Raw genomic sequence first — 12,655 nt, forward strand, 5'->3', positions numbered from 1 at the left:
ATTCCCTGGCTTAAAAAACCACACCAGCTTGGAAGATAACGTTCGCATACGGTGTACATTCACCCGTGCGAATCACTGCTCTGCTTTGTTCAGTGCGAGCTTTAAACGCTTCGTGCGATACATAACTAATTTCAATAGGCTTGCCTGTGCGCTTGCTTTCTTGGCTTAACTCTTCGACCAGTGCGTTATGCAGGTCTGGGTTAACGTCACAAAACTCTTCGGCAAGGATAGCGCCTTCAATCTGTGATTCAGACAAAATCACTCGAACGGTATCAATAAAGCTTGGTACCCCGTGAGTGAGCGCTAAGTCGATTCGTTGCACATGCTCAGGAATTGGCAAGCCAGCATCACAAATGGTGATTTCATCGGTATGACCCAACGTTGCCACCAAGTAAGAAATATCTGAGTTTATAAGGGTACTTTTTTTCATCTCATAGACCTTTCGGTTACACGTTCATAAAACGATAAGCGTCTGCATTAGGATGTTTTGGTTATTTACAGAAAACTCATCGAAACGTTTCGATGCAATAATAGTTCGCAGGAAAAATTTGAAAAGGGAGCGATTTATAAGGTGTGAGAATGATCTGCAATTGAAGCTTCGTCATACATAAAAAGACAACTTTCATCACAACTCCGACATCGAAACGTTTCGATATCAGAGCAATTTCACTTAATTGCATATCTTTAAAAGAGTCAATTGTTGGCAACAAACACGTCTAATTACTGAGAAACAACCCAATTAGGCCAATGAAAAGGATATGCAGCTTCACAATTCTCAGAGAGCTGACAGATTTTCAAGCTCAGTAAACTCAAAATCTAGTTACACTTTGAGAACTTACGTCATCCGTTAACTACCGAATCGGTATGCAACGTTTGTAAGGACACAAACGGAACTGAAGAAAAAGAATGAAATTAAGCAGCAGGGTAATTTTGCTTGTAACACCAGTGATCTTGTTAAGTGCGGTGGTATCGAGTTACATAATCTATAGCATTCAAAAAGTCACACTCATCAAGCGAGAAGATAGCTATATTCAATTGCAAATGGAGAAACTTGCGGGGCAATTCCGACAAGCGAATGTTTTCCTTCATAGCTACGCTTATACTTTGGGTAAAAGTGACGTTCTACAAGACTACTTAATTAATCACGATAACCCTTACCGTGAGCGAGTTTTGTTTAATCGCTTAGAAGAAACAGCGGATGTATTAAGCCATGGCTATCATGGCGATACCAATATGGCTATCCTCAATGGTAAACAAAAACTCCTCTACTACACAGAAAATCAATTTTTTGAATCTTCCGGGTCGATTGATCCTAAAGTAACGGAGTACATTTCAGACAGCTTTGCAAAACACGGCGATTATAGCCGTACAGGTTTTATTTATAATTCCAGTGGTCAAAGTATCCTACTTCAATACGATTTGATCGATAAACGCACGGGAGAACACCCGTTAAGTTTCGATCCCAGCAATGCATTTTTTGTTATTGTGACCGTCTCTCTGGAAGCCTTTAGTGATATTAAACACGATATCGAGTTTGACACCCATAGCGTCATTACCTTTTCTGATAAGCCGATTTATCTCGATATTCCTCTTGCTCAAACGATAGAACTGCTGCCGCATTTTTTTGCCATACTCTCTCCAGCAGAATATCTGATGTGGAATAAAGTCGACAAAGTGTGGCTCGAGCTGGCACTTTCATTTGGGATTGCCGCGTTTTGTACCATTACATTGATCGTCCTTGTTCTATATCGAAATGTATTACGTCCTGTTTCTCGACTCGACAGGCAACTTAAGGAACTCGAAGCAAATAAGCGAGATAACATTGAGAAGTTAGAGACTAACGACGAGATAGGCAGGCTTTCATCACGCTTCTTCGATATGTATGAAGAGCTAAGTATCATCTACAAGAAAACGAAACGTCTCGCAGAAACAGACCAATTAACGCAACTTGCTAACCGTCATCGATTCAATCAACTGGTTACTCAAGAGCTCGCCTCTCCTTCTGATTATTTATGGGTCATCTATATTGATCTGGATAACTTCAAATATGTAAATGACAAATATGGCCATGAGTTGGGGGATTCGTTATTAAAAGTGTTTTCAACCCATATCAAGAATGTGTGTCAAAAGTTCTCTCATCAATATAACAGCCCTTGTTTTGGTGCGCGCCTTTCCGGAGATGAGTTCGCCATTCTACTCAGCTCTAACGAATACGTAGAAAATCTCCCAGATTTACTCGCGACAGAATTGCTAAAACCAATCAATACGCTTAGCCACTCTTGGCCAAATACCTTCCCTGTCACCGCCAGTGTTGGCGTGGCGCGTTTCCCAGAGGACGGTGCAGACATTACAAAACTTCTGTCTAATGCCGATGCCGCAATGTACCAAGCTAAGCGCGCGGGTAAAAACCAATACGCCTATTACTCTGCCGACTTGAATATAGAGGCACAAAGACGAAGCCAAATTGAACGAGCGTTAAGAAAAACCGATGTAGAAAAAGAATTCCGATTAGTTTTTCAACCCTACTTAAGCCGTTACGACAATGAAATTGAAGGCTTAGAAGTACTACTGCGTTGGGATGCGGAAGGTATCGGGCCAATACCTTCTGCTGAGTTTATCCCTATTGCTGAGCAAACGGGTCTATTCGATAAGGTCGACCGTTGGGTGTTCTCTACTGCAGCGGCCCAATACCATCAATTGAGAGAAATATTTGATAAAGACATTATTTTATCCATCAACCTATCCTCTGCAGAGCTCAACTCATTAGAAATGGCGGAGTATATCCACACATATACAACTAAGTACGACGTTGATCCTAAGTTTATTGAACTCGAAATTACAGAGACTTTTGCCTCTGACCAACGAGGGACCGCCCTATTAGACGAGCTTTCTAACCTAGGCTATCGACTGGCAATTGATGACTTTGGTTCAGGATATACATCCCTGACCCAGCTTGTTCAGTTCCCGGTGCAAAAAATTAAGTTTGACCGCGAGTTTCTACTCACACTGATGAGAACCAATAATGGGCATGTAATCAAGCCGATTATAGACTTGTGCCACGCCCAGAATAAAACCGTCACCGCCGAGGGAATTGAGCATGACGTGATGCGCCAATGGCTATCTGAATACCAATGCGATTTTATGCAAGGCTATCTTTTTGGTAAGCCAATGAGTATCGAGGAATTGGAAATATGGTGGGAATCATCCAACCACATGATCTTCAATCGACAGAATCATACTCAGACCTTTGCTGGCGGGCTTTCCAAACTAGCCAAATAAGACACTGTAGAATTAGCTCTGTTTCGTATCTAGGGCTTTAGTAACGCGGTTTTTTGACGAAATGGTGGGCATAAAAAATTCACAGGCAAACCTTGTCGCTATAGTTGGCTGCCCCCAGGCACCGCATATATCTTTATTGTTTGCCTTTTCTCTCGTAAATTGCCGACACTGTCCACATTTATTAATCACTTTATCTTCCTACTAGCAAATATCAATGTATTGACGAATATTACTAATCCCCTAACTTAAGTTACCTTCCGCCAGAAAAACTGCACAAGAGAATTAGCTCATAAAAGTCTAGATGGAAAGTAGCACAAGATAAAAAGCGACAGTTTGATATTTCACAACGTTTGTATTCAAAACTAAATTTTGAACACAAACGTTTCTGATATAACTCACTTCCCATGAGTTTATTTGAAAATAAACATTTAACTACATCTAATTTATTTAATTTTACATTGAACTTAAAGTATCTTTTAGTCGTCTAAACTCTTTCAACGCTATAGTATCAACCTCTGTTCCTACAGGAGGATTATTCGGCGTATACCAATCAACAGATTCCGCTTCATAACATTCTAAATTACCTTCCCACTCACTAACGATATAGTAATGTATTAGTTGTAATTCAATTGTGGGATGATAAAGAGAACATAGATATACATATGATTGAGGTGTCAAATTTAGCTCTTCTTTGAGTTCTCTAAATAATGTTTGCTTCTGGTCCTCACCTGGGTCCATATGCCCGCCTGGAATAGCAATAGTTCCAGGATCAGTTTCTTTGTCTTTGGCTCGTGTTTCCAACAATACTTTAGAGTCTTTCACTAATATAAAGGAAACACATTCATGCACTCTCATTTGAACCCCATACCTTTCATCATTTATTCCAATCTATACTGTGCAAGTGTTTGCATTCAAGATTAAACTCATGTTTTGTTACGACTCGGATCACAGAGTGAGATTTTTATTAGCGTTAGATTATTAAAAATAAACGCATTGAAATTTCAGGGATTTTTTAAAATGCGCAATAATTATACATTGTTTTTAATCTGAAGAATTTCATAAACGTCACTACTCACCATTTTATTAGTTAGAATTTTAAGTTATTATTAAATCTGAAGTTTCTCTTGGTAAAAGAAAAACTTTTTAATATCAAAAAGTTAGCATTAAAAGCTAAACATTAATAACATCCCAATGAGTAAGTGCTTAATGTATAACGCTTAATATTGGGAAAGAATATAATTGATGTGCATGTAGTATTACTGAACGCATGAAGCATTCGGCAAATTTGTAACACCTAGAGTTTTATTTGACCAAAATGAAAAAATCATTTTTATTGTTGATATGGACGTTTTTCTCTGTTTCTCCTTTTGCTTTCGCCAAAGATTCGGACGGCAAAGCTCAAGTAGAGAATCAGATTTCTCAACAACAAGTTAGAAAAACATATAAAGACGCTAAACTAGAAGGCGTTATCGACTTTAAGCTATTTAACGACGCCTATTTAGCGTACAAGAAAACCAAAAAGCGAAAGAAGCCACTACTTACCATCATCGACTACAGCAAACCTTCTACGGATAAGCGATTTTATGTCGTTGATTTAAACAAGAAGCAGCTGATCTACAACACGTATGTTTCTCATGGTGTAAATAGTGGAAAGAAGACCGCGACGAAGTTTTCCAATATCGTGAATTCACGTAAAACTTCTTTGGGTACGTTTTTAACTGATACCACCTATTACGGATCCAATGGCTATTCCCTTCGCTTAGATGGCCTGACTTCTGGACTGAACGACAAGGCTCGTGAACGCTACATCGTCGTACACGGTGCTAAATATGCGAATCCTTCTTTTATTAAAAAGAACGGGTATTTAGGACGCAGTTGGGGTTGTCCGGCTCTGCCAGAGAACCTGTCTCGAGAAATCATCGACACAATTAAAGGCGGCAGTGTCATCTACGCAAGCGCATAATATACGAAAGGGAGCAGTAGCTCCCTTTTATCTTTCTAGTCAGAATACTCTTCCCTGTTTCAAAACTGACGCCATTCCTTCAACGTCTTCCCTTAAGATTGTATCGATACTAATCCATTGTTCTGACTAGTCGTCGCTGTGATTGTATTTTGAAACAATTCAAGTTTAAAATTCCGCTTAGGCAGTGAGAAAAGCCTGTTCATCTATCTTTCCTATCGTTACTATACGAAATCATTCAGATACTGATTAAGCATCAAAGCCCCGAGACAAGGTGCTCGCCGGTGATGAATAAGTATGTAAAATCGGCAACAAATCTTTGATGTATTAGGGTTAATTTTTGCGTTATCTAATTTGTACGTTTTGGCTAATAGCTCTGTCTCTGCTCCCAGATTGTATGCTGTCTGCCTATGCGCATGAATATAACAATCACCAAACAAGCAATACGTCCGTTCATTTATCAAAGTGGGCTCAACAATCACTTTTAACGCCAGACTTTGCTTTACCCCAATGGTCTTTAGAAAATAATTCGCCTTCGGTTGCCCATAAGTACTCACAGCATCATAAACGAGACATATTGGCTCTGGTTTCATGCCGTCGCACTTCTCTGCATGATGATGTACAAAGTTTACGCTTCGAACCCGATTATCAGTTGCTCATCGCTTTTTTATCGCCTCCGTTACTTTCTCTCGCTTGGGTGACAACCCCATTACCTAGAGATAGCTACGGTAAACTTAAAAACCAACGCTCGCTTTATCATCGCCTCGGAACAAGGGAAGCAAATTTACTTTATGTGTTTAAACATGGCCGTGAATACTTGACGAAAGAAAAACAGAGAAATCAAGAAAACGTGTCAACAAGTGACATGGGTACATTTATATTTACCTGAATCCATTCGAGGCCCAAATTTTGACCAGATTCGCAATTCCAACTATCTTAACTTTATTACTCACTGCATTCTCCAATGTCGTTTACGCCGACGTAAATCTTGAACAAATGAGCAACGAAGCCCTTTTGGAATGCGCCAATGTTTCGAACGTACAGAATGCCGTACCAGAGCATAGAGCCTCTTTTAGAAACTATTTAATGTCCGTAAGACATTTTAGTTTTAGCACGCTTTCTTCTGCAGAACTGGAGTTTAAAGCAGCAAACAAAAACACAACAGATGTGTTAGAAGTGTATCAGAGCAAGTGTCGTGACCTAGGCGAGCAGCTCTATAGCATCGGGTACTAATTGAAGTTATCGTCCCAAAACGAAAAAGGCGCATTCACTGCGCCTTTTTCGATATGAACATTTAAATCTCGCTACTTAGCGCCGTAAGGAAAGTGTTCAAACATCTTCGCAATTTCTTCTGCAATTAGCTCTTCCCTTTTCTCACTGTCCATTGACGTCGTTAATTTACGGCTAGATATCCCTTTCCAAACAACTTGGTTTGCCTTCATATCAACTAATTCGATAACCAAATTACCGTATTTACGCTCTCTATATCGCTCTGGACTGGAAGTAATCACGCCAAATCGGTTCCATCCGTAGCCAAAACTGATGTTCGACCCAGAAGAAACAAACTCTGTGTTCTCAACAATGTCATGATGGACATAGATATCACCGTCACTCGAAACTTGTGAAAGTCCATTAGCTCCTAATTGAGAGGCAATACTTTGTTCAATACGCCTCGCATCGATGCTTGCGGGCGCACCATTCTGGTCTCCAAAATCGAACGTTCTATACGATGAAAAGTCAGCCTGTTTGTCGACATCCGTTGTTACCGTAGTGCATGCGACCATAAACAGCCCCAATGCGCCTAACAAGAACCCTTTCCACATAGATATTCTCCTCTGATTTATCGACAGTATCAGCGTCGCCTTCTTTGTTGTCATTTATACGGCTAAAAACAAAAATGAATCATTATGCTACGACAAGATGTCCAACTCAGTACATTTCCAAATTCGTAAGCCATCTCTCTTTTACTGAATCACGCACTTTAAAATAATTAGATAGACATTATTGAGTCTTAACTAAGAACGCCAAGTGTTCAATATCTGAGGTCTTGTTTCACAAAGTCGTAGCCAATTGGGTGCTGATTTTCTTAAGAGAATTACCCACCAGCACTCGAATTGAGTACCTTCGCATCATCTTGAGTGATTTTTACGCAATCGACAAACAATTGAAGAGAAAAGACTTTTCTTTTCGAATTAATGTGGCATATTAGATGAGTGCTTTCGATGCGCGGGCATCGTATAATGGCTATTACCTCAGCCTTCCAAGCTGATGATGCGGGTTCGATTCCCGCTGCCCGCTCCAAGCTTTCTTGCTTAAGTTTTAAATCCTTTTGTTCACCATTCCCAACAAAGCAATTGATTTACTGTCAGTAACGTCATCATTACAATCTAGCTTTAATCATATTATCCAAAACCGATACGCTCTATAGAACAAAATTCCATAAAAAAAGCCACTCTCACGACAAGAATGGCGTTGTGCCTATGACAGTTAAGTTCGGCAAAATAACAAAAACCCACAAGCTATCAGTTAATTACTGATATTGGGTTAATAGCTTTATTTTTATTCATAGCTCCATTTCAGCTTTAATCTGCTCAACCCAACCCGCAATGCGCTGCTCAGTCAGACTTGATTGATTATCTTTGTCGATCACTAACCCGACAAAGTCATCGCCGTCAACCGCATTAGAGGCCGTAAACTCGTACCCTTCTGTGGGCCAAAACCCAACCATCTCTGCACCACAGTTGGCGACATGATCATATAGCTCACCAAGTGCGTCCACAAATTCGTTGCTGTAACCAACCTGATCGCCCAATCCATATAGCGCAACTTTTTTTCCCGATAGATCCATGTCCGAGAAGTTGGGTAGAAACTCTTCCCAGCTCTCTTCTTGGCAATCCGCAGATAGCCCTGGAAGTTGTCCCTCTCCTAACGTTGGCGTACCGAGAATCAGATAGTCATAACTGGCAAATTCATCGGCGTCGACGCGATTAATGTTTTTCGGTTTATCCGCAACCTCGTCACCAAGTTGTTTTTGGATCAACTTGGCCATTTTGCGAGTGCTGCCCATATCAGTACCAAAGAAAATTCCCACTTTGCTCATAATTAGCTCCTTGCTTAAATTTTTGTCATGGCAGGGATACGCTGCAAAATATCTACCACACATTTAGTTCTATATTTTCAATAAGTTAAAAATTTCCTTTCAAACAATGTCTGACCTAATGTCGCAAAGGTGACAATTAATCGTCATCATCCTTATCTTCGTCGTCGTCAGGCTGCCAAATTAACGGGCGATATATTTCCACACGGTCACCTTCTTTTAGCTCACTATCCAACTTTGTGGATTTGCCAAAAATACCCACTTTTTGTTTGTCGAGATCGATAGCGGGAAACATATCTAAAATATTCGAAACCTGAATAGCGCTAAGTACGGTTGCGCTATGGTCAACATCGACTGACAACCATACCTGTTCATCCGGTAAGGCGTAGACAACACTTACTTTCATGGTTACCCCCTAGTGTTATGTGCTAGCGCTGGCGTTGTGTTTACCAGCATGGATTCGTATTTCTGTTTTAACGCCAGAACCAAGCCCAAAACCAGAAAGCCTCCCGGCGGCAAAATAACCAACAACAACCCTTGGTAATCATCAATAATGACCATTTCCAGAAACGCAAAACGTTCGCCCAAAAGTAGATGCGCATTGCTAAACAGGGTTCCACTACCAAGAATTTCGCGTATCGCGCCGAGCATAGTCAGTACCCAAGTAAAGCCTACCCCCATAAACAGACCATCCACGATAGAGGGCATGACCGCGCTTCTACTGGCAAACGATTCGACACGCCCGAGGATGGCGCAGTTGGTAACAATCAACGGTATAAATAAACCGAGAACTTTGTGTAGAGAATGGAGGTAGGCGTTCAGCAAGGCGTCGGTAAGCGTGACCAGTGTGGCGATGACGATGACATTTACCGGAATACGTACGGTTTTGCTGATGACACCTTTCGCCATCGAGTTAAGTGTATTTGCCGCAACCATTACGACCATAGTGGCCAGGCCAAGACCAAGGCCGTTGGTCGCACTGCTGGTTACGGCAAGTAAAGGACAAAGCGCAAGGGACTGCTTGAGTACAATGTTATTGTCCCATAAACCTTGTGACATAATGCTTTTGTACTGGTTCGATTCACTCATTGTTCGCTCCTTGATAAGATTCAAGCGCTAGCAACGCCTGATGCACGCCTTTGACTACCGCTCTCGGTGTAATTGTTGCGCCGCTAAATTGGTCAAAATCACCGCCGTCCTTTTTCACCGCCCACACACCTGTATTCTCTAAAGTGCGCTTGGCAAAACTGAGTATCCAACTGCTTTTTTCAGCTTCGATTTTGTCACCCAGTCCCGGTGTTTCACTGTGACTAATGATTCGAACGCCGATAATCTCCCCACTGATTTTTAAGCCAACAAGAAAGCGGATCGTGCCACTGTATCCCTCCTGATCACCTCGGATAACCCAGTTAATCAGTTGCTGATTTTCATCTTCCACTCGATATAATTCGAATAACTTGCCCTCATACTCGATAAGCTGACGGTTCGAAAACACATCATTCGAATAAGGTTGTCCCGCAAGCACCTCCCTCAATAGTGCGTTCTGATCTTCTAAAATACGCTGAGTAATGATCGGCTTTGTCGCCCAGTTCGTGACAAACAAAAGTAATGCGGCGAGCGCACATGCACCAGCAAGTAATATGACCTGATACGAAATACGCTCTTTAGTTGGCTGTAATCTGACTTCCATGATTATTTCTCCGTCATTCGGCTAGTACCAAACACATGTGGGCGCAGGTAGTAATCAATCAAAGGGCTAACCGCATTCATAATCAGTACCGCAAAAGCCACGCCTTCGGGGTAGCTACCAAAGGTTCGAATCAACCAAACAAGCAGCCCACATCCCAGCCCATAGATAAGCTGTCCGCGAATACTGGTTGGAGAGGTAACAAGATCCGTAGCGATATAAAACGCACCCAGCATGGCTGCACCACTGGTAAGGTGAATCCATGGTGCCAGGTAGGCTTCAGCGTTGATCAAATGACTGACTAAAGCAGGTAGTGCCAGACCAAGCATGAAGGTCACAGGTATCGCCCAGTGAATAATGCGTCGCCAAATCAGATAACCACCACCACACAAAATAAGCAAAGTGCTGGTCTCACCTAAACTTCCAGAATGCTGCCCAAAGAACTGCTGAGCAAACTCAACTGGCAAGGTTCTTTCACTGCTGAGTGCGGTCGCTGCAGTCACGCCGTCAAAACTCAGCCATCCATCCGGCACCGTGACTAAGTTGTTGCTTAAATCTATCGGCGTTGGAGCCGCCCACTGGGTCATTTGAACCGGAAAACAGATCAGTAGCATCACGCGCCCGAGCATGGCTGGATTGAATAAGTTCTGCCCCAGCCCGCCATAGATTTGCTTACCCAAAATAATCGCGAACATACTGCCCAAAACAGCTAAGTTGATTGGGAACGAAGGCGGTAAACTCATGGCGAGTAAAAGCCCAGTCAGAATCGCTGAACCATCAAAACACGCGCTAGGTTTCTTTTTCATTGCCAACAAGCATAAACATTCGCTTATGATGGCGGTTAAACAACACACGAGTATCAGTGCCAAACTGTTGCGACCAAACTGAAAGCCAGCAAATACACAAGCCGGTAATAACGTTAAGATAACGAGATACATGATTCGTGTAGATGAGCTCCCGTTGTGAGCAAATGGGCCAATTATTGAGTCATATTTGATCATAACTGTTGCTCCTTCTCAGCGGCTTTATCCTGACGCGATACTCGCTCTGGACGTGGTGGGCGGGCAGGTCTCTCTGGACGAGTCAGCTTTTCCGCTCGCTCAGGTTGAGCATTTCGGGTTGGTCTCTCTGGTCGAGACGGCCTTTCTGGTCGCTCAGGCCGAGCATTTCGGGCTGGTCTTGTCACTTTTTTCGCAGCTTTGGCTTTCTTCTCAGCAGCCTCAAGGGCGAGACGTTGCTTTCTGGATTCATTAAGCACTTTGGTCTGAGCCGCCCTTTGCTCCATAAAGGTATGTGATGCAATCACTCCTTTTGCGTGCATAAAATACTGAACTAAAGGAATCGAAGAAGGGCAAACGTACCCACACGCACCACAAGACAAGCAATGATTCACACCCAGTTCTTCCGCGCGTTTAAAGTCGGAAACTCGAGTGTATGCGGCCATTTGAAATGGCATCAAACCCATAGGACAGGCTCGAACACATTGACCACAACGAATACACTCTTGATGTTTGGTTTCAAGAAACACCTCGTCTTCGGTTAACGCCAGTATTCCGCCAACCGTTTTATCAACAGGTACCTGCATTGAAGGAATAACCTGGCCCATCATGGGTCCGCCTAAAAGTAATCGCTCCGTGGAGTCACTGACCCCGCCGCAATAGTTAATGACTTCATTTACTGGGGTTCCAATTGGTACCTCTACATTCTTAGGTTCCGCTATCCCCTTACCACTCACCGTGACAATCCGCGAAACCAGAGGACGACGAAATCGCACCGCATGGTACACCGCCCTAACCGTGGAAATATTGTTAACTAAAATACCGACCTGAGTGGCACGTCCTCCTGGAGGAACATCTTTCCCAGTGAGCGTTTTAATTAAGTGCTTCTCTGAACCCATCGGGTAAATACTCGGCACTTTACGTACGTCAATCGTGTCGACTTCACTCGCGGCATAATGGAGCGCACTTAAGGCATCCGGTTTGTTATCTTCCACGCCGATAATGGCCCTTTGCGCACCGCTCGCAATCAGCATCATCTGTATCCCCGAAATAATTTCTTCCGGGTAGGTTTGCATTGTTAAATCATCACTGGTCAGATACGGTTCGCATTCACCTCCATTAATGATGATGGTGTCTACGTTGGCACTTCTTGAAAATCGCAACTTAACCGCGGCCGGGAAACCAGCGCCACCAAGCCCGACAATGCCCGCTTCCGCAACGCGATCAATAATGGTATCAGCATCTAAGTTATGGATATCTTCACCCGGCGAAGATACTCCCCATTGTTTATCATCATTCGCGCGAATCACTACCGTGTCACACTTCACTTTCGCCGGATGAGTCGTAATATGCGGGACAATTGCTGTCACCACACCATTCACAGATGAATGCAAAGGTGCGACGAAATCAGTAAGTCCAACAGCAACCAACTGCCCTCTGTACACTGACTCCCCAGGGCTAACCAATACTCTTAACTTTGCCCCAGAACGCGTCTGCAAAGGTAAGTAGATATTCCGAGGCCAGAAATGGCGATCAATACGTTGATCGGACGTTAACTCTTTATAAGCTTTGGGATGAATACCGCCACTAAATGGTTTATTCCACAAACTAACACTGCTTAAACTGGACATGAT

Annotated in this window: 13 protein-coding genes and 1 tRNA gene; 5 read left to right on the plus strand and 9 right to left on the minus strand. The window is 42.6% G+C overall.

What is annotated here, in order from left to right; translation table 11 throughout:
* Nucleotides 1–10: 10 nt before the first annotated feature.
* Nucleotides 11–430 carry a D-ribose pyranase gene (gene rbsD / locus L9Q40_RS10730; protein ID WP_065298755.1) on the minus strand — a complete coding sequence of 140 codons (420 nt, stop codon included), beginning with the start codon at nucleotides 428–430 and terminating at the stop codon, nucleotides 11–13.
* Nucleotides 431–906: 476 nt separating this feature from the next.
* On the opposite strand from rbsD, the gene L9Q40_RS10735 reads away from it, so the two are divergent.
* Nucleotides 907–3,279, plus strand: coding sequence for a putative bifunctional diguanylate cyclase/phosphodiesterase (locus L9Q40_RS10735; RefSeq protein ID WP_498793271.1), 2,373 nt, complete (start codon nucleotides 907–909; stop codon nucleotides 3,277–3,279).
* A 453-nt stretch (nucleotides 3,280–3,732) separates the two neighbouring features.
* Here the strand turns inward: L9Q40_RS10735 and L9Q40_RS10740 are convergent, their stop codons facing one another.
* A complete protein-coding gene (locus tag L9Q40_RS10740; protein WP_065301069.1) occupies nucleotides 3,733–4,134 on the minus strand; it encodes an NUDIX hydrolase in 402 nt (133 codons plus the stop codon).
* 460 nt (nucleotides 4,135–4,594) lie between these two features.
* On the opposite strand from L9Q40_RS10740, the gene L9Q40_RS10745 reads away from it, so the two are divergent.
* From L9Q40_RS10745 to L9Q40_RS10755, 3 genes are all read left to right on the plus strand, one after another.
* On the plus strand, nucleotides 4,595–5,242 hold the full coding sequence (locus L9Q40_RS10745; RefSeq protein WP_014234049.1) for a murein L,D-transpeptidase catalytic domain family protein: 648 nt from the start codon (nucleotides 4,595–4,597) through the stop codon (nucleotides 5,240–5,242).
* Nucleotides 5,243–5,636: 394 nt separating this feature from the next.
* On the plus strand, nucleotides 5,637–6,128 hold the full coding sequence (locus tag L9Q40_RS10750; protein ID WP_498793272.1) for a hypothetical protein: 492 nt from the start codon (nucleotides 5,637–5,639) through the stop codon (nucleotides 6,126–6,128).
* A 20-nt stretch (nucleotides 6,129–6,148) separates the two neighbouring features.
* Nucleotides 6,149–6,472 (plus strand): hypothetical protein, encoded by a 324-nt coding sequence (locus L9Q40_RS10755; RefSeq protein WP_065298759.1) that lies wholly within the window; start codon nucleotides 6,149–6,151, stop codon nucleotides 6,470–6,472.
* 71 nt (nucleotides 6,473–6,543) lie between these two features.
* Here the strand turns inward: L9Q40_RS10755 and L9Q40_RS10760 are convergent, their stop codons facing one another.
* Nucleotides 6,544–7,062, minus strand: coding sequence for a DUF4136 domain-containing protein (locus L9Q40_RS10760; RefSeq protein WP_020334727.1), 519 nt, complete (start codon nucleotides 7,060–7,062; stop codon nucleotides 6,544–6,546).
* 403 nt (nucleotides 7,063–7,465) lie between these two features.
* On the opposite strand from L9Q40_RS10760, the gene L9Q40_RS10765 reads away from it, so the two are divergent.
* Nucleotides 7,466–7,540 (plus strand) — tRNA-Gly (locus L9Q40_RS10765).
* Nucleotides 7,541–7,802: 262 nt separating this feature from the next.
* Here L9Q40_RS10765 and L9Q40_RS10770 read toward each other — a convergent pair.
* From L9Q40_RS10770 to rsxC, 6 genes are all read right to left on the minus strand, one after another.
* Nucleotides 7,803–8,339: a flavodoxin gene (locus L9Q40_RS10770; protein WP_020333842.1), complete on the minus strand. Its 537-nt coding sequence runs from the start codon at nucleotides 8,337–8,339 to the stop codon at nucleotides 7,803–7,805.
* Between the two features lie 136 nt (nucleotides 8,340–8,475).
* Complete coding sequence (locus L9Q40_RS10775) at nucleotides 8,476–8,742, minus strand: RnfH family protein (RefSeq protein ID WP_498793273.1); 267 nt, start codon at nucleotides 8,740–8,742, stop codon at nucleotides 8,476–8,478.
* Nucleotides 8,743–8,744: 2 nt separating this feature from the next.
* Nucleotides 8,745–9,425, minus strand: coding sequence for an electron transport complex subunit E (locus L9Q40_RS10780; protein ID WP_498793274.1), 681 nt, complete (start codon nucleotides 9,423–9,425; stop codon nucleotides 8,745–8,747).
* Entirely contained in the window at nucleotides 9,418–10,026 is a 609-nt protein-coding gene (locus tag L9Q40_RS10785; RefSeq protein WP_498793275.1) for an RnfABCDGE type electron transport complex subunit G, read from the minus strand. The genes L9Q40_RS10780 and L9Q40_RS10785 overlap by 8 nt, the downstream gene beginning before the upstream one ends.
* Before the next feature lie 2 nt (nucleotides 10,027–10,028).
* Complete coding sequence (locus tag L9Q40_RS10790) at nucleotides 10,029–11,024, minus strand: RnfABCDGE type electron transport complex subunit D (RefSeq protein WP_498793276.1); 996 nt, start codon at nucleotides 11,022–11,024, stop codon at nucleotides 10,029–10,031.
* Nucleotides 11,021–12,652 (minus strand): electron transport complex subunit RsxC, encoded by a 1,632-nt coding sequence (gene rsxC / locus L9Q40_RS10795; protein WP_498793277.1) that lies wholly within the window; start codon nucleotides 12,650–12,652, stop codon nucleotides 11,021–11,023. Before rsxC ends, L9Q40_RS10790 begins: the two co-directional genes overlap by 4 nt.
* Nucleotides 12,653–12,655: the final 3 nt, after the last annotated feature.

Source organism: Allocatenococcus thiocycli (assembly GCF_921292965.1).
GTDB lineage: Bacteria > Pseudomonadota > Gammaproteobacteria > Enterobacterales > Vibrionaceae > Vibrio > Vibrio natriegens.

Bases quoted from the DNA above. Each gene is read 5' to 3' on its own strand.
- rbsD (WP_065298755.1), bottom strand. From the start codon at position 430: ATGAAAAAAAGTACCCTTATAAACTCAGATATTTCTTACTTGGTGGCA.
- L9Q40_RS10735 (WP_498793271.1), top strand. From the start codon at position 907: ATGAAATTAAGCAGCAGGGTAATTTTGCTTGTAACACCAGTGATCTTG.
- L9Q40_RS10740 (WP_065301069.1), bottom strand. From the start codon at position 4,134: ATGAGAGTGCATGAATGTGTTTCCTTTATATTAGTGAAAGACTCTAAA.
- L9Q40_RS10745 (WP_014234049.1), top strand. From the start codon at position 4,595: ATGAAAAAATCATTTTTATTGTTGATATGGACGTTTTTCTCTGTTTCT.
- L9Q40_RS10750 (WP_498793272.1), top strand. From the start codon at position 5,637: ATGCTGTCTGCCTATGCGCATGAATATAACAATCACCAAACAAGCAAT.
- L9Q40_RS10760 (WP_020334727.1), bottom strand. From the start codon at position 7,062: ATGTGGAAAGGGTTCTTGTTAGGCGCATTGGGGCTGTTTATGGTCGCA.
- L9Q40_RS10770 (WP_020333842.1), bottom strand. From the start codon at position 8,339: ATGAGCAAAGTGGGAATTTTCTTTGGTACTGATATGGGCAGCACTCGC.
- L9Q40_RS10775 (WP_498793273.1), bottom strand. From the start codon at position 8,742: ATGAAAGTAAGTGTTGTCTACGCCTTACCGGATGAACAGGTATGGTTG.
- L9Q40_RS10780 (WP_498793274.1), bottom strand. From the start codon at position 9,425: ATGAGTGAATCGAACCAGTACAAAAGCATTATGTCACAAGGTTTATGG.
- L9Q40_RS10785 (WP_498793275.1), bottom strand. From the start codon at position 10,026: ATGGAAGTCAGATTACAGCCAACTAAAGAGCGTATTTCGTATCAGGTC.
- L9Q40_RS10790 (WP_498793276.1), bottom strand. From the start codon at position 11,024: ATGATCAAATATGACTCAATAATTGGCCCATTTGCTCACAACGGGAGC.
- rsxC (WP_498793277.1), bottom strand. From the start codon at position 12,652: ATGTCCAGTTTAAGCAGTGTTAGTTTGTGGAATAAACCATTTAGTGGC.